Source organism: Treponema sp. OMZ 790, assembly GCF_024181285.1.
Classification (GTDB): domain Bacteria; phylum Spirochaetota; class Spirochaetia; order Treponematales; family Treponemataceae; genus Treponema_B.
Genome location: NZ_CP051201.1, coordinates 2,215,044 through 2,235,932 on the forward strand (window position 1 = coordinate 2,215,044; position 20,889 = coordinate 2,235,932).

13 protein-coding genes and 1 tRNA gene are annotated in these 20,889 nt (G+C 37.5%); 6 read left to right on the forward strand and 8 right to left on the reverse strand.

What is annotated here, in order from left to right; translation table 11 throughout:
- Window positions 1-28: 28 nt before the first annotated feature.
- Window positions 29-2,362, reverse strand: a complete 2,334-nt coding sequence (locus E4O01_RS10585) for a methyl-accepting chemotaxis protein (RefSeq protein ID WP_253692155.1) — start codon at window positions 2,360-2,362, stop codon at window positions 29-31.
- Window positions 2,310-4,151: a DNA polymerase III subunit gamma/tau gene (gene dnaX / locus E4O01_RS10590; RefSeq protein WP_253692156.1), complete on the reverse strand. Its 1,842-nt coding sequence runs from the start codon at window positions 4,149-4,151 to the stop codon at window positions 2,310-2,312. The genes E4O01_RS10585 and dnaX overlap by 53 nt, the downstream gene beginning before the upstream one ends.
- A gap of 150 nt (window positions 4,152-4,301) precedes the next feature.
- Here dnaX and E4O01_RS10595 point away from each other — a divergent pair, with 150 nt between their 5' ends.
- Window positions 4,302-5,321: an endonuclease/exonuclease/phosphatase family protein gene (locus E4O01_RS10595; RefSeq protein WP_253692157.1), complete on the forward strand. Its 1,020-nt coding sequence runs from the start codon at window positions 4,302-4,304 to the stop codon at window positions 5,319-5,321.
- A gap of 38 nt (window positions 5,322-5,359) precedes the next feature.
- Here the strand turns inward: E4O01_RS10595 and E4O01_RS10600 are convergent.
- Window positions 5,360-5,442, reverse strand: a tRNA-Leu gene (locus E4O01_RS10600).
- A 198-nt stretch (window positions 5,443-5,640) separates the two neighbouring features.
- Window positions 5,641-7,053: an aminopeptidase gene (locus E4O01_RS10605; RefSeq protein ID WP_253692158.1), complete on the reverse strand. Its 1,413-nt coding sequence runs from the start codon at window positions 7,051-7,053 to the stop codon at window positions 5,641-5,643.
- A gap of 164 nt (window positions 7,054-7,217) precedes the next feature.
- Here E4O01_RS10605 and E4O01_RS10610 point away from each other — a divergent pair, with 164 nt between their 5' ends.
- Window positions 7,218-7,625: a rhodanese-like domain-containing protein gene (locus E4O01_RS10610; RefSeq protein WP_253692159.1), complete on the forward strand. Its 408-nt coding sequence runs from the start codon at window positions 7,218-7,220 to the stop codon at window positions 7,623-7,625.
- Window positions 7,626-7,657: 32 nt separating this feature from the next.
- On the opposite strand, the gene mutS is transcribed toward E4O01_RS10610, so the two are convergent.
- Genes mutS through E4O01_RS10630 form a run of 4 tightly spaced genes read right to left on the reverse strand, consistent with a single transcriptional unit; the run spans window position 7,658 to window position 17,899 of the window.
- A complete protein-coding gene (mutS, locus tag E4O01_RS10615) occupies window positions 7,658-10,321 on the reverse strand; it encodes a DNA mismatch repair protein MutS (protein WP_253695213.1) in 2,664 nt (887 codons plus the stop codon).
- 13 nt (window positions 10,322-10,334) lie between these two features.
- Window positions 10,335-10,862, reverse strand: coding sequence for an OmpH/Skp family outer membrane protein (locus E4O01_RS10620; protein WP_253692160.1), 528 nt, complete (start codon window positions 10,860-10,862; stop codon window positions 10,335-10,337).
- A gap of 44 nt (window positions 10,863-10,906) precedes the next feature.
- Window positions 10,907-13,357: an outer membrane protein assembly factor BamA gene (bamA, locus tag E4O01_RS10625; protein WP_253692161.1), complete on the reverse strand. Its 2,451-nt coding sequence runs from the start codon at window positions 13,355-13,357 to the stop codon at window positions 10,907-10,909.
- Between the two features lie 15 nt (window positions 13,358-13,372).
- Complete coding sequence (locus E4O01_RS10630) at window positions 13,373-17,899, reverse strand: translocation/assembly module TamB domain-containing protein (protein WP_253692162.1); 4,527 nt, start codon at window positions 17,897-17,899, stop codon at window positions 13,373-13,375.
- A 32-nt stretch (window positions 17,900-17,931) separates the two neighbouring features.
- On the opposite strand from E4O01_RS10630, the gene tmk reads away from it, so the two are divergent.
- From tmk to E4O01_RS10650, 4 genes are read left to right on the forward strand one after another with little or no spacing between them, the layout of a single operon-like run.
- Window positions 17,932-18,573 carry a dTMP kinase gene (gene tmk, locus E4O01_RS10635; RefSeq protein WP_371819565.1) on the forward strand — a complete coding sequence of 214 codons (642 nt, stop codon included), beginning with the start codon at window positions 17,932-17,934 and terminating at the stop codon, window positions 18,571-18,573.
- Between the two features lie 3 nt (window positions 18,574-18,576).
- Window positions 18,577-19,191 (forward strand): hypothetical protein, encoded by a 615-nt coding sequence (locus E4O01_RS10640; protein ID WP_253692164.1) that lies wholly within the window; start codon window positions 18,577-18,579, stop codon window positions 19,189-19,191.
- Window positions 19,192-19,245: 54 nt separating this feature from the next.
- Complete coding sequence (rpe, locus tag E4O01_RS10645) at window positions 19,246-19,875, forward strand: ribulose-phosphate 3-epimerase (RefSeq protein WP_253692165.1); 630 nt, start codon at window positions 19,246-19,248, stop codon at window positions 19,873-19,875.
- The gene (locus tag E4O01_RS10650) at window positions 19,872-20,828 is read left to right on the forward strand and encodes a tetratricopeptide repeat protein (RefSeq protein WP_253692166.1); all 957 of its coding nucleotides are present in this window, start codon (window positions 19,872-19,874) and stop codon (window positions 20,826-20,828) included. Before rpe ends, E4O01_RS10650 begins: the two co-directional genes overlap by 4 nt.
- Window positions 20,829-20,889 lie beyond the last annotated feature (61 nt).

The following is a 20,889-nucleotide window of genomic DNA, read 5'->3' on the forward strand; positions in this document are numbered from 1 at the left end:
AAGCCCCAAGTGCTTCTTGGGGCTTTTTTTATTTTGATTTATTTTCAGTAATTAAAACATTTAATTTTGATATTGAAGAACCCGTTTGAGATTCGACTTCTCTGGTTTTAATTATGGTAAGGTCCAATGTTTTAATGCTGCTTAACACCTCTGCAATTTCAGAATTAACCTGCTCCGTTGCAGTTAAAAGACGTTTAAAACTGCCTGAAATATTTGCACGGGTTTGACTGATATTATGCTTTTCTTTTTGAACATTGGTAAATTCTTCTAAAAGGGTATTCATAATCGAATTCATTTTTTCGGTTTGAGCATTTACATCAGAAATAAAATCGGAAATATTCGACAAGATATTTTGAAAATCAGAAACCTTTTGATTTATATCGTCGAAACTTTTTTGCAGGACACATGAAGCCTCTGCCGACTGACGGATGGTATTATTTATTTGGCTTAAAATTTTTCCGGTTGAGTCCGCCTCGGATGCAGAACCTTCAGCAAGTTTTCTTATTTCATCGGCGACGACGGCAAAGCCTTTTCCGGCATCTCCTGCATGAGCCGCCTCTATAGCGGCATTCATTGCCAATAGGTTAGTTTGTTCCGCCAAGGCAGTAATAAGCTGGTTAGCTTCAAGAAGACCTTCGGAACTTTGGTAAATGTTTGCAATAATTGCGGTAACTTTTGCCAAATTATCTTTGCCCGTTTTACTTGCATCCGAAAGCAGGGCAAAATCATCATTTATCGTGTTAAACTTATCCGACAAATCATTCGTTACCTTATTCAGTTCTTTTATCTGTAAAACCGTGTTTTCGGCAGCCTTCGATTGATTTTCAATTCCTTGAGAAATATTATCCAAAAATAAATTTAGGCTGTCCGTCGCAGTTTGAGTTCCTCTTAACTCTTCATCCTGTACGCCGATCTCTTGCCTTACAGACTCGGCATATTCGGAAAGTTTTTTCATTGCATCCTCAGCTATGTCCATATTTTCAGCCAAAATAACTTCATGCTGCTTTAATTCGCCGCTTGTGTTTTTTATCTCGTCAAACAAAAGCCCTTTTTGTTTATCCGATTCAAGGAGCATAGATCTGACTTCATCAGCTTTTTTTGTTTCAAGATAATTTCTCCACGCAAGGCAAAAGGCTTGGGCAAATAAAAATCCCGAAAAACCGAAAGGCAATAAATTTCCGACATTTGAAACCATCATGCTGTATAGAACATCGTTTACTGCCGAAACAGCCAAGAAAACTACACCTAAAAAAATGGGAAGGCTTCCCGTTCTTTTTCGCCTCAAGATACGGATTACAAAGTAAAAGGCATAAACAACTTCTACAAGTAAAACCAATTGATGGATGAAAATAAATTTTCCGTAAATATAGGCAGGCGTTACCAAAATAAACAAAACATAAGCAATAGCTTCAACTGCAATTATCCGGTAAATTAATTCTTTTATATCTTCTTTATATAAAGTTCTAAAATATGTAAATATAAAAAATCCTACGGAAGCGAATGTAAAATAATCCAGTTTTGTAATCAATTCCCACGGTGCCGAAGGAAAAATATATTTAAACACATATCCTATTATGGCAGTACGCAAGATAACCGTCAAAGCAAAAAAAATAAAATACAATAAATTTTTATTTTTAGGATGGAAAATAAAAAGAGCCAAATGATACAGGATTATTGCAATACCAAAACCAAAAACAAATATATCCACAAAGCGTTTGGCTAAAATCAAATTCTCCATAGCATCTTTGGCGCCTATACTGATCGGATGATAGATTCCGCCGCGGGAATGGGCAAAATTAGAAACTTGAATTGCAAGATAAATTTCCGTATGCCCCTGCGGAATATCATAAATAATATCATTTATACCGGTTTTTGTATTTTCTCTTGAAGAAGAAGGAATTCCTGTCCTCATAAACTCCTCACCGTTAACAAAAAATGCCCATGCCGAAACAGGTGACATAATTTTTAACATCAGCTTAGGAGTTTTTTGGGGAAGCAAAATTTTTAAGGTGTAAGTGCCGTATCCTAAATTTGAAAGCTTTGTACCGTCCGAAAGAACCGACTTACTCCACTCCATCGGGCAGGGAATAAACACTCCGGCCTTTTCGACATCCTCTTTCGAAAAAACAAACTCTTTATTGTAAAAGCCCATTTCTCCGTTTAATACCAAAATCGGTGAAGAAACAAAATCCGTATTTCTCAAATCCAAAATACCTTTTTTTATTTCTTCGGAAAAGCCCGACACACTTACAGATAAGATAAAACACACGGCCAAGAACAATTTTACCGATATTTTCCTCTTAACCTTTTCAAGAATTTTGCTCCTGCATTGCGGCAGGCTGCTGCACATTTTGAACTTCATTTTCATCTCCTTCCTCTATTTCCGATACCAGATTTTTACATTCAACTATTTTTCCCATAAATACATCAGCTATGGTGCGTATTTTTTCAGGTTCTTTAGCAGTCTCTTCGGTCTTATTTTCTGTTTGAGGCGGAATATATTCCTTTACGATTAATTTAAGTTTTTTTCCTGTAATTTCAAAAATAGACTCTGCAACAATATCTTTTTGTTTTTGAATTAAGGTCAAGTCAAAGGAGCTTCGGACAAACAGGGTCAAACTGTCTTCTTTTAAAAGCCAGTCTTTGCTTTGCCCGACAGCAGAAGATAATATTCCGCTTTTTTCGGAAAGAATCTCAATTAGAGGCTCTTTTAAATTTTCTACAGTAAAATTATTTTCTATTATGCGGGCAGTCTGAAGTTCGGTTTTTTCGTTTGCCTCTTTTTTTTCAAAAGAAGCCTGATCTAAGACCGACTGTTTCTCTTCATTTTTTTTTTCTGAAACCTCGTCCAATTTATTGTCCCGTTTTAAAACGGCTTTAAATTGTTCGGTCAAACTGCCCGCATGATTAAAAGATTGGGGATTCTCCGTGTTTTCCCGGTTTTGTAAATTCGTTTGAACTTGATTTACCGGCGGACGGCCGGGTGAAGAAAGCTGTACATTCTTATGATTAACCATAAGACTCTGCGCTGCATCAAAGGCTGCTTTTAAACCTGCAGGAGACACGTAATCGCTGAGCCAAGAAAGCCGTGAAACCGCCAACTCCAATTCATAACGCTGGTCAATAGAAAACCTCAGATCTTTAAAAAGTTGAAGCATTATGCTTAAAGCTCTTTCTATCTGTGCGGAATCCCAGCCCTGCAAGATATCCTGCGGAAAGCGGTCGGCCCTTTGCCCGATGAGAGCTTCCTTTGTAATGCCGTGCTTTACGAGTAAGAGACTTCTAAAATAATCTGCACAATCCGAAACTACCTGCTCGACCGAAATTCCGCCCTGTAAAATTCCATCCAAAATGGACAGAGCTTCCTGCCCGTTTTTTGCAACACAGGCCGATACAAGTTTATTTATTGAATCGACACCTGTAAGGCCGAGCTTTTCGTGTATCTTCTCAAAAGTTATATGCCCGTCCGAAAAAGCCGCCACCTGATCAAAAAGAGTATAAGCATCCCTTACACTTCCGGTAGCTTCACGGGCAATCCAATATAGAGCTTCATCATCGGCAGTTATCCCCAGCTCCGATGCTGCATCGCCAAGAGCCTTCTTCAGAATTTCTATTGAAACAAGTTTAAAATTAAACTGCTGGCAGCGGCTTTTAATTGTGGCCGGAACCTTATGAATTTCGGTAGTGGCAAAAATAAACACAACATAGGGAGGCGGCTCTTCGATTGTTTTTAAAAGAGCATTAAAAGCACTTGTCGAAAGCATGTGAACTTCGTCAATTATATAAATCTTGTATCTGCTGGAATTCGGAGGGAATAAAATTTCATCTTTTATCTGCCTAACATCATTTACGCTCGTATTTGAGGCGCCGTCAATTTCGATTACATCCAAACAAGACCCTGCCGTAATTTCTTCGCAGGCAGTACACTTACCGCAGGGAGTGGGTTTAGGGCCTTCAGCACAATTAAGAACTTTGGCTAAAATTCGGGCAGAACTTGTCTTTCCGCATCCGCGCGGCCCCGAAAAAAGATAGGCATGAGCTATCTTTCCTGCTTCAATTGATTTTTGCAATGTTGCAGCCACAAATTCCTGCCCCAACAAGTCTTCAAAACGCTGAGGTCTCCTTCGTGTCGCTGTTACTTGATATTCCATTCTAAGAGTATAGCACAAATTTGTTCAAAATTAAACTAGGTAAAGACTTCAATTTTCTATCAGGTCTTACTTGAAAAAAAATAAATTTTTTTTTAATATTTTTGATAATCTTTTAAATAAAAACATAAAATAATAGTAGAGGTGATAATTATGAATAAATTAAAAAACATTTTAGCTTTATCTATTTTTACGTGTTTTTGTCTTCTTTTGCTTTCCTGCACAGGATGCACAAACGTATTCCGGCTGCAAAATATCGAAAAAGATACAATTTCGATTGTGAGTTATAATGCACAGACTTTTTTTGATGCTGTGGAAGACGGCAGCGAATTCAAAGAGTTTAAGGGTTCAAAAACGAAATGGTCAAAGGAAAGGTATGCAGAAAGACTTTCCCGGCTCAAGGAAACTCTTAATCTTTCTTGTCTTGGTTTGGGTTTAAGCGAAAAAGATATGCCCGATATTCTTATTTTGCAGGAAATCGAAAGCCAAACGGTTATCGACGATTTTTGTAAAAGTCTGCCGCTGAGAAATTCATACAAATATGCGGTCTTTATTCCTCCAAAAAAAGGAGGCGCTTTCAGCACTGCCCTGCTTTCAAAATTTCCTATAATTGAAACAAAGGTTTTTAACATATATTCAGGCAAAAGCATTTTACGGCCGTTGATTGAAGCCAGAATCAGAATTTCTGAATCCGGAGGAAACAGGGAGTTGATGATATTAAACGTCCACTGGAAATCTAAGGTAGGAAACTCCGGCAGCGAAAATCTAAGACGAATGCAGGAAGAACAAGCCTATAAAAGGCTTTTAGAATTAAAAAATACCGAACCGCAAACACCGTTTATTATATGCGGAGATTTTAATCAAACTCTAAAAGAATTTTCTCTTCTATCGGAATTTGATAATTGCTGGAATATCGAAACTTATAAAAATGCGGTCAAAGAAGGAAGTCAGCCGTCGGGAAGCTATTTTTACGGGAATAGCTGGGAAGGAATAGATCATTTTTTCTACTCCGATAATTTAAGCGATGGAAAAGACTTTGACTTAAGTTTTTTTTGCGTGATCAACTCCCGTCCATTAGTGGATGAATCGGGAAAACCGGAAAGATACTCGGTATACACGGGCAAAGGTTATTCCGACCACTTACCCATCGGCATTATTCTAAAAAGACAATAAAAAACCGTTCATTTATAAAATGAACGGTTAATCAAAAATACCGGCGAAGGGACTTGAACCCTTACGGAGTCGCCCCCAATAGATTTTGAGTCTATCGTGTATACCATTTCACCACGCCGGCTCATTGAAAGCTTATTTTATCATAAAAATAAAATTTTGTAAAGCCCTTTTTTTAAAGTAAAATTTTTAAGTTTAAATAAAAAAGCCCGCTTTCGCGGGCAATTTAAGCTGCGTACGAAGGAGGATTACGCAGTCAAATTATACCTATGCAACAAATCTATATAAAATAAGTTACATATTATTTACAAAATACGGCATCCTATTTATAAAAAGCCTTATAGGCTCTATATGCCATATAAAGGTCTGCCTTGCTTATAATTTCAAACGGAGCATGCATTGAAAGAACAGGAACACCGCAGTCCACGACTTCGGCACCGTATTTTGCTATAATATAAGCAATTGTTCCGCCTCCGCCTGCATCTATTTTTCCGAGCTCTCCGGTCTGCCAAACGACATCATTATCATCGAAAATTTTGCGCACTTTTTGCAGGAACTCGGCATTGGCATCGTTTGAGCCGCCCTTTCCGCCGGATCCCGTATACTTATTGATGCAGATACCGTTGCCTACATAGGACGAATTCATTTTTTCGAAAACTGAAGGAAAGGCCGGATCGAAACCGGCAGAAACATCTGCTGAAAGCATGTAAGAATTGGCAAAAGCTCTTCTAACATCGATATCCCGATAATTTTTATTTAAAGCGGCAATTTCTGCAACCATATTTTCAAAATAGAAGGCCTGCATACCGGTATTTCCTACCGAACCTATTTCTTCCTTATCGGCAAAAAGAGCGGCAGCAGTCCTTTCAGGAGATTCAATTTCCAAGATAGCTTTTAAAGCCGTATAGGCACAAACCCTGTCGTCATGACCGTGTCCTGCAATAAGAGAATTATCAAAACCTACATTTCTGGCCTTTCCTGCAGGTACAATTTCTAACTCTGCAACTCTAAAATCTTCTTCGATAATTCCATATTTTTTATTAAGAATTTTTAGGATATTATCCTTTATGGGATTCTTCGATTCTTCTTTTTTATCGTCCTTATCTTTTTTTTCTTTTGAAGAAGGCTTTTGATTTCCGACAAGTATATTAAGCTGTTCTCCGGTTATTCCTTCAGCCATCGTTTCTTGAAGCTGTTTTTTTGATAAGTGTATCAAAAGGTCGTTAATAAAAAGAACAGGATCTTTTTCGTCTTCACCTATGCAAATGTCAACCTTTTTTCCTTCCTTTGTAAAGATAACGCCGTGAATGGCAAGAGGAATAGCTGTCCACTGATATTTTTTAACTCCTCCGTAATAGTGAGTTTTTAAAAAAGCAAGATTTGATTCTTCAAAAAGGGGCATTTGCTTTAAGTCGAGGCGCGGACTATCGATGTGGGCGCCTATAATGTTCATACCCTGAGTGATGTCATTTCCCAAAACCATCAAAACAACGGATTTTTCTTTATTGTTCAAATAAACTTTTGTTCCTTTTTTTGCCGAACCGCTTTTTATGACTTCTTCAAGAGATTTAAATCCATGCTCTTTGGCCTGCTTTATAATCTCCACAGTACATTCTCTCTCAGTCTTTCCGGTATTTAAAAAATTCAAATAACTGTCGGAAAGCTTTCCTAATTCCGAAAGCTCTTTATCGGTCAAATTTTCCCAAGCCGATTTTTGCTTATAAGATAAATCCATAACGCACCTCTTTAATTTTTACCGCCGAAAGCGGTTTATTTATCTTTGATGAGTATACTCCTTTTTTCTTTTTTAGAAAAGCAGGGAAGAATAAGTAAACAGAACTTGACTTCTATTTTAAAATTATATACATTTTAATAAAAATTTATCGTTAGGAGATAAAAATGAAAAAAATAATTTTACCCGTTTTTATGATTATTGCCTTGTTGGGAGCAGCCTCATGCTCAGAAAAATCCGCCGATCCTATAATGGTTATGAGCGGCGAAAAACTGGATTCTATCGCAGCAAATGCCAAGGAAAAAGACAATTACCTCATCATTGATGTTAGAGAAGACTATGAATACAAAGAAAGTCATCTTGAAAACTCAATAAATATAAGCGTAAACGAACTTGAAAAAAGAATAAACGAAATATCTTCTTTTAAAGAAAAAAATATTGTTGTTCTCTGCCGAAGCGGCAGAAGAAGCAGGATGGCAGCTCAAATTTTAGTCAATAACGGATTTAAAAAGGTTTTTGATGCTCCCGGTGTAACAAAATATAAATACAAGAATATTGTTAAACCAAAAAAATAACCTTTTCAATCTTAACTAGAATTTACCTTATGTCACTTCCCCGAGAGCCTTTTTTTCCATGAGGCGATGAGCTGGAGGGCTTTTATTGGGGCTGTTTCATCGGGATTGGTTGATAGGATTTCGTTTAAGATAAGCTCTTCGTCCGGGAAGAGGGATAGACCCTTTGAAACCGGGTTTGAAGAGTTTTTTTCTTCGGAGCCGACGGCTGTGCAGCCGGAAGGGTTTTCTGCTTGGACGGCTCTTTCTTTTTGGAATTGGCTTCTCATGTATAAAAGGTTTTCGGCCCGTGTTAAGACACTTTGAGGGATACCGGCAAGGCCCGCAACGTGGATACCGTATGAGTTTCCCGCAGCTCCGGGTACGACCTTTTTTAAAAAGACTATCTTTCCTTCCGCTTCAAGCACATCCAATTTTAGATTTATGATTTTTTCGTGCTCCAAGCGGGTAAGCTCGTGGTAGTGGGTTGCAAAGAGGGTCTTGGCTTTTATGGTATTAAGGAGGTGTTCGCTTACGGCCTGAGCTATGGCAAGCCCGTCCTCCATAGAAGTTCCCCGGCCGACCTCGTCCATGATAACAAGGCTGTTCCGCGTTGCCGAATTAAGAATGTAGGCCGTTTCTATCATCTCGACCAAAAAGGTCGATTCCCCTCGGGCAAGATTGTCCGTTGCTCCCACCCTGCAAAAGATCTTATCTACGGGGCTTAAAACGGCCTTTTCGGCCGGAACAAAGGAGCCAATCTGGGCTAAAAGGCAGATTAGTGCTGTCTGCCGTAAAAAAGTGCTTTTTCCCGCCATGTTGGGTCCTGTGATGACCGCAAAGGACGGAATTGTTCTATCTTCTTGATTTGAATCTTGTCCCGATAGGAGCTCAATGGAATTGGGTACAAAGTCCCCGGCCTTGAGATGGTTTTCGACTACGGGATGCCTGCCGTTTGTTATATTTAAGATGCCTGAATTATCGCAAAGTTCGGGTCTTGTCCAAGCGTGTAAAATTGCGGCCTGTGCAAAGGACTGGTGCACATCGAGCTCGGCAACTTCTTCTGCAAGTTTTTGTAAAAAGCGGTGATGAGAGCCTATTTCGGCACAGACCTCGTCAAATACTTCTTTTTCGGCATCAATCAGCCTTTCTTCCGAGTTATTTATATTGTCTTCAATTTGTTTTAAGGTTTCGGTGGTAAAACGGTCTGCATTTGAAAGAGATCGCTGCCGGATAAAATAATCGGGAACAGCCGAGATATTGCCTAAAGAAACTTCCAAAAAATAGCCCATCATCCTGTTATATTTTATTTTTAGATTATTGATACCGGTTTTTTTCCGCTCATCGTCCAAATACTTTTCAAGAATCCCGTGGGCATTTTCTTTTATGTTTTTTATCGAGTCTACCTTTTTTGAAAAACCTTTTTTTATAAGTTTTCCGTCATTTAAGGCTATTGTGCACTCATCATCTATCGAATTTTCCAAAAGGTTGCAGATTTCGGTAAGCAGCTTTTTTTCTTCATCGTTAATCTGCAAAAAATTAAGCTTTTTTTCTTCTATGAGGCTGCCCATCCTTATTACGGAATTAAGACTTTGCTTTAGGGCTAAAAGATCCTTCCCGTGGGTCTTTTTCATGGCAATGCGGCCCGAAAGACGCTCAATATCGAGTATTGAAGAAAGAGTTTCCCTTATAACCGCTGAAGCCTTTCCGTCCTTGAAAAGACTGTTTACCTTGTCGAGTCTCTTATCTATTTCCTTCTTTGAGCGGAGCGGATAGCTTATCCTCCTCCTTAAAAGGCGGGTTCCCATGGCTGTCTTTGTGCAATTTACGGATTCAAAGAGGCTGTACGCAGGGCTGTTATCTCTCAAGTTGGTCAAAAGCTCCAAATTTTTCCTTGTGGAATCGTCCAGAGAAACAAAGTCGCTTTCGGCATAAATTTTAATACCCGAAATATGGGAAATATCCCTGCCTGAAATCTCTTCCAAGTATTGAAGCAGGAGACCGGCAGGCGGAACTTCAGGCGAATCGATATCGAGTAAAAAACCCTTTAGGTTTTCGGTTCCAAAGGCTGCACAAAGTCTTTTTTCGGCCTGATCGGGGTTAAAACTCCAGTCGGGATAAAAGTTTTGCATCATCGAAGGAAATTCCGAAAGGATTTGCTTTAAGGCAGGGAATTCGCTTTGAAGCGACTGCTGAATTAAAATTTCCTTGGGGTTGATTCTTCCTATCTCTTTTAAAAACTGTTCTTTAAAGTCTGTTTTGGGGAAGGAAGTAGCAAAAAAATTGCCCGTGGTAATATCTATATAGGCTAATCCTGCATAGTAATCGGGACCTGAGTTTCCTTCAGTTTTTTTGTTTGAGCAATATACGGCCGCAAGATAGTTATTGCTTCCCTGTTCCAAAAAGTCGTCTTCGGCAACGGTGCCGGGAGTGATAACTTCAACAACTTTGCGCTCGGTCAAACCTCCTGCCACGGGTTCCGTAACTTGTTCGCATATTGCAATTTTTTTTCCTGCCCTGAGTAGGCGGGCTATGTATATTTTTGCGGCGTGATAGGGAATGCCGCACATAGGCACATCGGCTCTTTTTGTGAGGGTTAAGTTTAAGATTCGGCTTACTTCAACTGCCTCATCAAAAAACATCTCATAAAAATCGCCGAGCCTAAAAAAAAGTATTTCGTCCTTGTATTTTGCCTTAATGCTGAGGTACTGCCTCATCATGGGCGTTTGAGGCTTATTCACTTTGTTTTCTTAATTCTTGAATAACCTTGTCGGTAATATCGACTGTAGGGCTGTACCAGATTATTCCGGCATTGTGCTCATAGCTTAAAACCATTGTGTAACCTTCCGATTCGGCAACCCTGCGGACAGATTCATATAGACTGCTGTAAAAAGCATCATCATTGATAAGATTTTTTCTGAGCATGTTAAGCTCATCATTAGATGCCTTTACATATTCCATCAATAAGGTAATTTTACTTTTTATTTTTTCTTCATATTTTTGAACTTCCGATTCTTTTCCATCAGCTTCGGCATTAACTTTTTTTTGCCTAAGCTGAACAATTTCACCTTCAAGAACTTTTTTTTGCTTTTCAAATTTTTCTCTTTTTTCCTGATAGTCTCTTGCTGCCTTTGCATCCCGTCTAAAGGTATCAAAGATAAGACCAGTGTCTATTACGGCAAATCTGGTAATCTGTTGCGCATAGACTCCAATTGAAAGCATACAAATAGCAAGAATAATTATAACGTTTTTTTTATTCATATTAGAACTCCTTAAAATATTAAAATACTTATCATGCCTATCTATTATATGTTCGGAATATTGAATGAAAGAACAAACCGCCAATCAGCGCCCTTTCCATTACCCCAAACCGGTTTACCGTTTTGGGATCTGAAGGTATTTGCAAACAAAAGCCGCAAGGGAAACTGCTGAATAGAGAATCGAAGACCGGGACCGAAACTAAAATAGTAGTCATTTATGCTTAGTTTTCTTAAATCTCTTAAGTCTTTTTTGACGGCTACAGCATCAAAGAAAAAGTCAAAAGATAAGATTCCGTGAGCCAAAGGCCATCTGAATTCTATCCAGTTATTTTGCATAACCGTACCTGCTCCTTGGGGGCCCATACCGATCCAACCTCTTCCTTTAAATGCTCCGTCAATATAAAGCATTCTGTCAAGACCTATCGGCTTTTTTTCAAGAGGAACTTGGAACGAGAAACCCGAATAGAAAGCGAGAACAAATTTTAAGTTCCATACCTCACTTACTGGATAATCCAAAAGCGTTACATAAAATTCACCTTTTGTATCAGATTGGAAAAAATACTCATCCTCAATTTTTGGAATGAGGCCGAAAAAGCTGAACTCCTGACTTAAAAACCATCCCTTAGAAGGATCATGAGCAATATCTCTGTCATCCATCGATAGTTTTAGTTTTAGAGAGTTGCTTAAACTCCACTTAGCCTGCTGATTCCTTACTCTTTCTTCGGCAGGCCGATATAAACTGCTGTTATAAAAATTCTTTACGATACCGAAATTTACTCCGCCCCGCAAAGTTATGATTGCAAATTTGGGGAACCATCTATATCCCGAATTCATTCCTATACCGAATTCCAGACGGTTGTATTTCATTTTAAATGCATCAGCTAATGAAGGATTGGCTTTAAACTCGTCTTCGGTAAAAAAAGGATCCGGTACATTATTATAGTTTAAGTCCTGATAGCCATACATGGTCTTATGAGCTATTGAAAAGTCAAATCCCACTGAAAGGGGTTTTCCTAAAAACCAATTTTCGGTAAATCCAAGAGTCAAGCTCTGTGTATCACTGGCTGCATTAAGATTAACCGAAAGCTCTCTTCCCGATCCAAGCAAGTTTTTTTCTTCCCACTGTGCAAATACTGACATCGGAAAGGCATTAGTCTCGGATGCCCCGGCAAAAGTGATTCCGAATTGAATTCCTGCCGTTGATTGTTCTTCAACATTGATTATAACGTCTACCAAATCAGGTTCCGACCCGGGCAGCACATCAGGCAAAATATTCGAAAAATACCTTAAGTTAGCCAAGTTTCTAAAGCTATTTATCAGCTTTGTTTTAGAGAATACGTCACCTTCTTTTAAAAGTATTTCTCTTAAAATAACGTGATCCTTGGTTTTAGTATTTCCTTTTATTATTATGTTTTCGACATGACTTCTTTCACGTTCTACAATCAAAATTGTATAGCCTATTTCTTTGGTAGAAGTATTTCTGTTTTCTTTTTTATCTATGTAGTTTCCGGTGTAGCCGTTTTCGTAATAGAGATTTGCAACTTCGCCGAATCCGATTTCAAATTTCTTTAAGTTAAAAATCTCTCCTTTTTTTAGTTTGATTCTTTTGCTTAATTCTTCGGTAGAAAAAATATAGTTTCCCTCAAAATCCGTTCCCGAATAAGTAAATTGTTCACCTTCCATTATTACATATGTAAGAGTAATCAGATCTTTTTGAGGGTCGGATGCCGTATCTACATCTTTTTTTATGGTTTCAACATGGGCATCTATGTATCCGTGTTCTCCATAGAATAATTTGATTGCATTTTTATCGGCTTGTAGAGCATCTTCCCTAAAATAACCTTTTTGTAATAACCACGCTTCCTTGGATACAAGAGTCTTTTTTAAAGCTTTTTCGGGGAATTTTGAATTTCCTTCAAAAAGGATTTTGGTGATAACCGACATTTTACCTTCAGTTACGGTAAATTCCACATTTACGGCATTATTCTCTTTATCTTCTGTTGTTTTGCTTGTTATTTCGGCTTTTGTAAAACCCTTTTCGGTATAAAAATCTTTTAAAGCTCTTTCTGCATTTTTTACATTAATCTCGTTAAAAATATCGCCTTTTTTCACCTTTATGGCTGAAAGTAAGTCGGCTTTTCTTATGTTTGTATTACCGATAAATACAATCTCTTTTACAGCCGGTTTTTCTTTAACTATAAATTCCAAAAATACTGATTGATATTGATCATCGGCAGGGATAGCTTTAGGAACGATATCGGTAAAATAATCTAACGCATAGATTTTTTGTAAAATTTCCCAATATAACTCGTCGGAAAAGGGCTTTTTTTTGTATGGCTTAAATATCTCTTCTAATTCTGAGACCGCGATATTTTGTAAACCTTTGAATTGAATTCCCAAAACCGGTTTCCCGTTATACCAACCCTCCGGCTCTTGAGCAAAGCAATTTAAGGCAAAAAGGATCAGCATAAAACCTATAATTTTTTTCTTCAACATTTTTTATCCCCTTAATTAATAAGAAAATTTCCATGATAATGTCAATCCGGTATCGGACACAAACAGAGAATCCGGCCTGCTTGGGGCTATATGCCATCGAAGCAGAAAAAACGGAGTATTCATTTCAAATCCTATCTCAGGCTGAAACAGCAAATTTCCGTAAACCGGTTTTCTGGTAAAATCCGTTTTTGTAGAAAGCGGATCGTAATAGCTAAGATGCAGCATTGCATCAGCATATATGGCAGAACCAAAATACTTACCAATGTAAACACTTGTATTATCAAAATAGTTACCGATTGTCAATGGCTTATCCTTTGAAGTCTTAAATAAATTCTCCAAAACAACATTTTGTATGAGAAGGCTTCTGGCGGAAAATACATCGACATGGAGAAAATCTCTGGCTTCTTGTTCAATTCTTCTCATGATACCCATTTTTGCCAAAATATCTGAGGCATTTAAAAGTGTTTCTTTTAGAACGTTGCCGTTTTTTAAATCTCCAAGAGCTACCTGTCCCATTAAGTTCATTGTATCGGAATCGGACATAGCCATCGGCGGAGATGTGGTAATTACCGGTCTGAAGCGTTCAATATCAAGATATTGCTCCTTTGCCGTTAAATTTATTGTAAGAGGCTGACCATCGGGCAGTTTATCCTTTATTTCGGCTCTAACCGATATTATAGGCTCTATCTGCTGAAAAGGAGTATTTAAGATTTTAAGTTCTCCCTCTTTGATGTAAAAGTTTCTTTTTATATAGAATATTTCTCCTGTACGGATTTTTGCCGAACCGGACATTTCGAATTTACCTGCACCTGTATCCAGATTTAGATTAAAAGGTTCACTTTCCGTATAGGCAAGAGCTCTTAAAAAAGGGAACTCGGTCGACGGATATCTAAATTCCGATTTTTTACCCAAATTTAAATTTAAGTTCATATAAAAACTAATTGAACTTTTATTTTTTGAGGCATTTTCACTGTGTTTTTGCAGTTCTGCAAAAGGAACAGAAAAATAACCTTTGTTAAAATAAGCATCTCCTTCCAAAGTGATAAGTTCAGGGTTTATTTCAAGCCTTATTTTCCCCTCAGCTCTTCCGTCGGCGTGGAATGCTATATTTTTTGTTCTTATCAAGGCTTGGGAATTTTCGAGGACTCCGCAGTCTACTGTCGTATAATACGGAATCCAGCCTATGAATTCCGATTTTGCTTCACCCCAAATGCTTCCGATTTTTCCGTGTAAAACCGTATAAGGCACAGAGATGAGGGTTCCGCTAAACTCTATAGGAACTTCTGCAGGGCCGTATGTATCCGGAGAATAATTGGGCGATGTACAAAATAACTTTTCTCCTTTAAGAGTGCCGTAAAACAACGGGTCTTTTTGTGTTCCGCTTATTTGAAGATCCCCGTAAACTCTTCCGGCTGAAAATGTTATGATATCGTTGTTGGGTATAATATTTATAACCTTGGCAAGATCTATGCCTATGTTGGTTACGGCAAGATTGATATCGTTTCCCGTAAGCATACCGTCGATATTTAGATGGAAAGGAAAAGACTCATCGATGTGAAGCGATACTATTCCGTAATCAGTTTTAAAACCGTATATTTCGTCATTGCTTCCGGCATATAGAGCGATAATATTGGGTTCTTTTACCAGCGAAGCCTTTATATCCGATTCACCTCTTTTTCCGGCAAGGATCCAATCCGATATTTTCATGTCAATGTTAAAATGCGACATTAAGTTAAGAGTTTTTTCGATAATATTTTGGTTATCGATATTTTTTTTGTCTGCCGTAGATGTAAAATCAAATGAAAGAGCGGCTTTGGTTTCTATCTTTTCTTTATTGTTCGGTTTTCTCGGCTCGAATTCATATAAAAATCCGAGAGAACCCTTTTGTTCGGACGGAATTATAGAGGCTTCTATATTATCAAGTTTATGGCCTCCCCACTTAAATGATGAATCTAAAAGGCTCATCTTATTGTTATCTACAAAGGCAGCTGCTTTTCCTTCGATATTTTGACCGTTTAAGTTAAAAGAAATATTTTTTAAATCAGCTTTTAACGAAAGAGAATCTTCGTTTCCGAGAAATATAAATTCTACATCTACCGTATTTTCAGGCCTTTGCTTTTTTAAAAAGCGGTTAAGCGATATATCTTTTATTTTGCACGTTCCGTCAAAGTAAATTTTATCCGAGAGAGCCAATAATGAATTTAATATAAAACTTTCCTTTTTATTTTTATCGGAAAGGGAAAGGTTTACTCCATATTGATTTATATTTTTATCTAAAGCAGGAAGCAGATTAAAAGCAGCTGTTCCTTCAAGTTGTTTATTCTTTATGCCGGCCTTAACATTATGGAAAAAAGCCTCTTTAGGTTTGGCATAGCCTTCTGCATAAAACTCTAAGCTTTCATCCGTTTTTGTGATATCCGGTTCAAGATACTCAAGTTTTATGTAGTTGCAGTTAAGTTCCCAATTATTTTTATTTTTATATTCGACAGCCGTGTCTGCCGAAAAAATAGAATTTATAAAAGGAACCGGAAGTTCTTTTACCTGTATTGTTCCTTTTAATCCGTTTTGCATATCTTTTATAACATTTACGTTTAGGCCGTAGTCTCCATAGATGCTTATAATTTCATCATCCAAAAGACCTGAAACCTTGTAGCTTATATCGTTTAAGGTTAAAAGAGAATCGAAAATCAGTCCTTCATTTCCAAAAGAAGAATTTATGTTTCCTTTTAGGTTTATTTTATTAAAAAGAATATCTATATTGCTTACATTAAAAGAAGATTCATTTCCTTGAACCGAAAAAAGAGTGTAAAAGCCGTTTTTTGAATTTGATGCAAGAACCGTCTGAATTATGTTATACGAAAAATGTTTAAAATCACTCGAGATATAAAATTCGCTGGTCATTTGAACGGGAGAAATAAAGTCTTCCACAAAATTTTGTGCCGGTCTTTTTAATCCCGAAAAAGAAACTGCTCCGTTATAGATATTCTCAACGCTTATTGAGTCAACGGTTCCGTGAAACTCTAAATACCCCGGTCCGTTTTGTAAAGTTTTTTCTTTAGGATGATTCCATGTTCCGTCGAGACTAAAGCTGCCTTTGCCGTCTTTTCCCGAAATATATATGTCCGTTTTTCCCGTTTTTTTTTCCAGTGTGCATGAGATGTTTTCCAACTCAGCCTTTCCCATTTGTATGCGGGAAATGTTTGAAAATATTTTATTTTGTTTGGAAAAAACATTTAACTGCATTGCCATGCTTTCTCCCGATGCCAATTTAAATTTCGAAATATTTAAATTAAAGTTAGGAGAAATCTCTTTTATTTTGTAAGAGCCTTGTGCCGATAGATTTATGTCGGGGCTGTTTAAGCGAAGATTTTGAAGCTTTATAAGATTTTCATCACCTTCAGCCTTAAAACTTAAAACCGATTTTTCAATTTTGCTGCCGCCTATCTGAAATTTAGGCAGCTTTATAGAAAAGGCCGTATCCCACAAAAGTTTATCGAATGTAGAAAAACTAAGATTAAAATTTCCCGTAAAAGCTGCATCTTTTAGCTCGTTAAGGATTCCCTCTCCTTGAGAAGGCGAAACGACCAAGAGAGGTTTTAAGTCTTTGCATTCAAGATTTATACTTCCCGTGTTTTCTACCGTGTTCCAAACGCCCTTTACGTCAACCGGCTGAATATCCTGTAAAGTTGTAATCGATGCTATTTTATCCAAATATGATGCAAATACAGAAAACTTTTTGACATAAATATTACCGATTTTAATATCCGAAAAATTTATTATTGAAGATGCCGAGACCGTGTTCGGATAAAATGAGCCGTTTATGTTTATAAGAGTGCTAAATCCCTTAAAAGCCGGTCTTACAAAGTTATTGTACCGGAAGTTTGAGTTTATATCAAAATCTATCTTGCCGGAATTCAATGTAAATACGCCGTTTGAAGTATATAAGTCAGTGGTCGAAGTTTTATTGCTGTAATTCAATGCAAGATTTTTTAGTTCAATTTTTATAGGTTTAACATCCTTAACTTTTTTTAGGTTTTCTTCGATGATTCTTATTATGTCTGCTGAAGAAGTTATTTCCAAATCTGCATTATCAAAGTTATTTGGGTTTTCTTCAATCAGCGCGTTGCCCGTTTTTTTTGTATCAATTTTTTTTAAAATATTTTTATTTTCTTCAATGTCAAAATCTATAATCCCGTCATAAACCCCCAAAGAGGCTAACACCGAAGTAAAATCCTTTGTTATCAGAGAGTAAAGCCTGTAATCGACGTAAAGCAGCGAAAAATGAGCTATTTTTTTTTGAGTTAAAGCATTGTAAATGTTAACATCTCTTATTTTTATTCTGTCAAAAAAAGAAGGAGACATAGACGCATATGTAATTTTTATTTCAAATTGGTCCTCAAGCGTTTTTATAAGATTATCTCTTACATATACGAGCTGCCCCTCCAAAGCCTTCGCTGCCGGACGAAAAACTATCAGAGAGCTTGCAACTATTGCGAGAAAAACTATAATTTCTATGATGCGTCTTTTTTTTATATTTTCCACTCAACTACTATTATATCAAAAAAAAAAATGTTATGATAGGCCTCATGATATTACCCAATTTTGTTGTGTTTGAAGGTATAGACGGTTCGGGAACGACGAGCCAGATGAGACTTTTAAAAGAAAGATTTGAAACGGAGGATAAGGGCTCCCTTGTTTCTTTTACGCAAGAGCCCACATCAGGCCCCATAGGAGCTTTGATCCGCTCGGCTCTTCAAGATTCATTGAAACTTGCTCCCGAAACCATGACCCGATTATTTGCCGCTGATAGATGCGAGCATATTTACGGTTTAAACGGTATTCTTGAATTGGTTAAAGCCGGGAAAGCCGTGTTTTCCGATAGGTATGTTTTTTCAAGTCTTGCTTACCAAACGGCAGCAGGAACCTCCGAACTTGCAAAACTTCAAAATGACGGCTTTCCCCTTCCCGAATTTTTATTTTTCTTTGACTTGCCCGTTGATGTCTCTATGAGCCGGGTTATGGGCCGCAGTAACGTGCTCGAAATATATGAAGAAAAAACATTTCAGTACAAGGTTCAAGATGAATATAAAAAAATTATAGATCAATACAGAGAAAAAGAGCCTAAAATGAACATAATCATGATAAATGCGGTTGAACAGATTGAAGAAATTCACGAGAAATTATGGAGTATTGTAAAAAATCTGCCGAAAATATAATCGATGAAAAGGCGATTTTTCTTTTTTGCAATTTTATGTTTTTTTGTTTACTCTAATACGCAGGCTTTCTCTTACTTCGTAGAATATAAGGAGCAATATTACAAGCTCTACCATATTCACTACGAACAGGAACCGGATGATATAGTCGAAAATATTTACTGGCTTGAACGGGCCATAAATGCCGATTTTTGCAATCCTCTTCATGCTTTGGCGAAAATCACCACCAAAAAGGAATGGGAAAAATACCGCTATATGTTTATGATGCACCTTAACCTTAAAATGGTAGAACAACACCTGAGGCTGGGAAGCAAATTCGATAAACAAGTTGCCTATTTTTATAATTATCCGTGGAAAGAGCAAAATATCGAAAGCCTTTCTAAGGCTGAAGAATTTTATGAGACAGCCTTAGTTTACTGGCATGAGGCAAAACTGTGGGCCGAAAAGGCCAATATGAGGGAATTTCAATTTTTGTTTTTGGATGATCTGCCTTTTTGGGAAAATGAAAGAGCCCGCATTGCCTCAGGTGACTTAAACTATGAGCGGACCATAAAAAGAGAGCTTCTGCGTCTCGAAAAAGTACGGGAAGATTTTATGAATATGGACGATACTACTTATTAATTTTTTGGTATTTACCTATTTACATATATTCATTTGTTTGCTAATATGGAATGTATGGATAGGTGTTTTAAATTAAGCCCCTCGCTTTTGAGTGCAGATTTTTCAAAGTTAGGTGAAGAATTGGCATTTATAGAAAAAAATGGCGGTGCCTGGGTTCACATAGATGTTATGGATGGGCAATTTGTACCTAACTTAACCTTTGGGGCTCCGGTTGTAAAAGCTTTGCGCCCCTGCTCAAAACTTGCCTTTGATGTACATTTGATGGTCAGTAATCCCGGGCATTTTGTGCAGGCTTTTGCTGAAGCCGGGGCAGATTATTTTACCTTTCATGCTGAAGCTTCTACACATGCCGATAGGCTGATTGCCGATATACGCTCTCATGGAATGAAAGCCGGAGTGAGCATTGTACCGTCTACCCCTGTTGGGATGCTTGAAGAAATAGCTCCTTTGGTAGATCTCATATTGGTTATGAGCGTAAATCCGGGTTTTGGAGGACAAAAATTTATCCCCTATTGCCTGGAAAAAGTGAAAAAATTAAAACAATTGCGTGAAGAAAAAAAATATAATTATTTGATTTCTATCGATGGAGGTATCGACTCAAAAAATATTGAATCGGTAGCGGATGCGGGAGCCGATGTCATTGTCTCAGGCTCGGCATTTTTTTCGGGAGATTTAAGGGTATGAAAAAATTTTCGATATTACTTTTTTTGCTTTTTACTATAAATGCTTTTGCGCAGAATTATAACGACTACATCTCGTCAGGGCTTGACTCCTATGCCCGTTCCGACTGGCCGTCTGCAGTTTTTTCTTTTCAAAAAGCAATGGAAGTTTCAAAAAATTCTTTGGATGAACCTCTTTATTGGCTCATAATGGCAAACACTTCAGCCGGTAATTATTCTGTTGCTTTAAGCGATGTTGAAGTCTTTTTTAAACGCTTCCCTAACAGTTCTAAGACGGCAGAAATTATGTACCAACAAGGAAGAATATGCTGCCTGTCAGCAAAACATGATCAATCCATAAATATTTTATACGGATTTTTAAGAAAATACCCTAACCACAGACAGGCTGCATCAGCTTATTATTGGATAGGCGAGAATCTATACATGGTAGGACGCTTAAAAGATGCCAGAACCATTTTTTCGCGCGTTATAATTGACTATCCGTCATCGGCAAAGGTTGAACCGTCCCGATATAAAATAGCCCTTATAGATCAGGCATCTACACAAGATGAACTTTTAAAACTTTTAAAAATAAGCCATGAAGAACTTCTAAAACTTTCCGAAGAATTTGAAAAGAACAAAAAAATTTACGAGCAGACTATAGCCGCATATCAAAGACAATCGGCAGATGCGGGCGGCGATATCAGAATTGCCGAACTCTCGGAACAGCTCAAAATGGAAAGAAAACGCAACGAAGAGTTATACGACAAATTCGTAATGCTCGAATTAAAAAATCAGGAACTTTCGGCAGCCTTGGCAAACATGGATTCTAAATATACACCCGAAATACCGGCCGATGGAGAACCTGCCGAAGATTACTCCGATCCGGAAAAACGGCGGGCCGCTCTTGAAGCCTTACTAAAAAAAGCAAAAATTTTGCAGAGTATGTATGATCAACTTTTGGAGGAAAACAATTGATGAAAGGAAAAAGATATTTTACTATTTTTTTGTTGTTGAGTTTTTATACCTGTTTTTTATA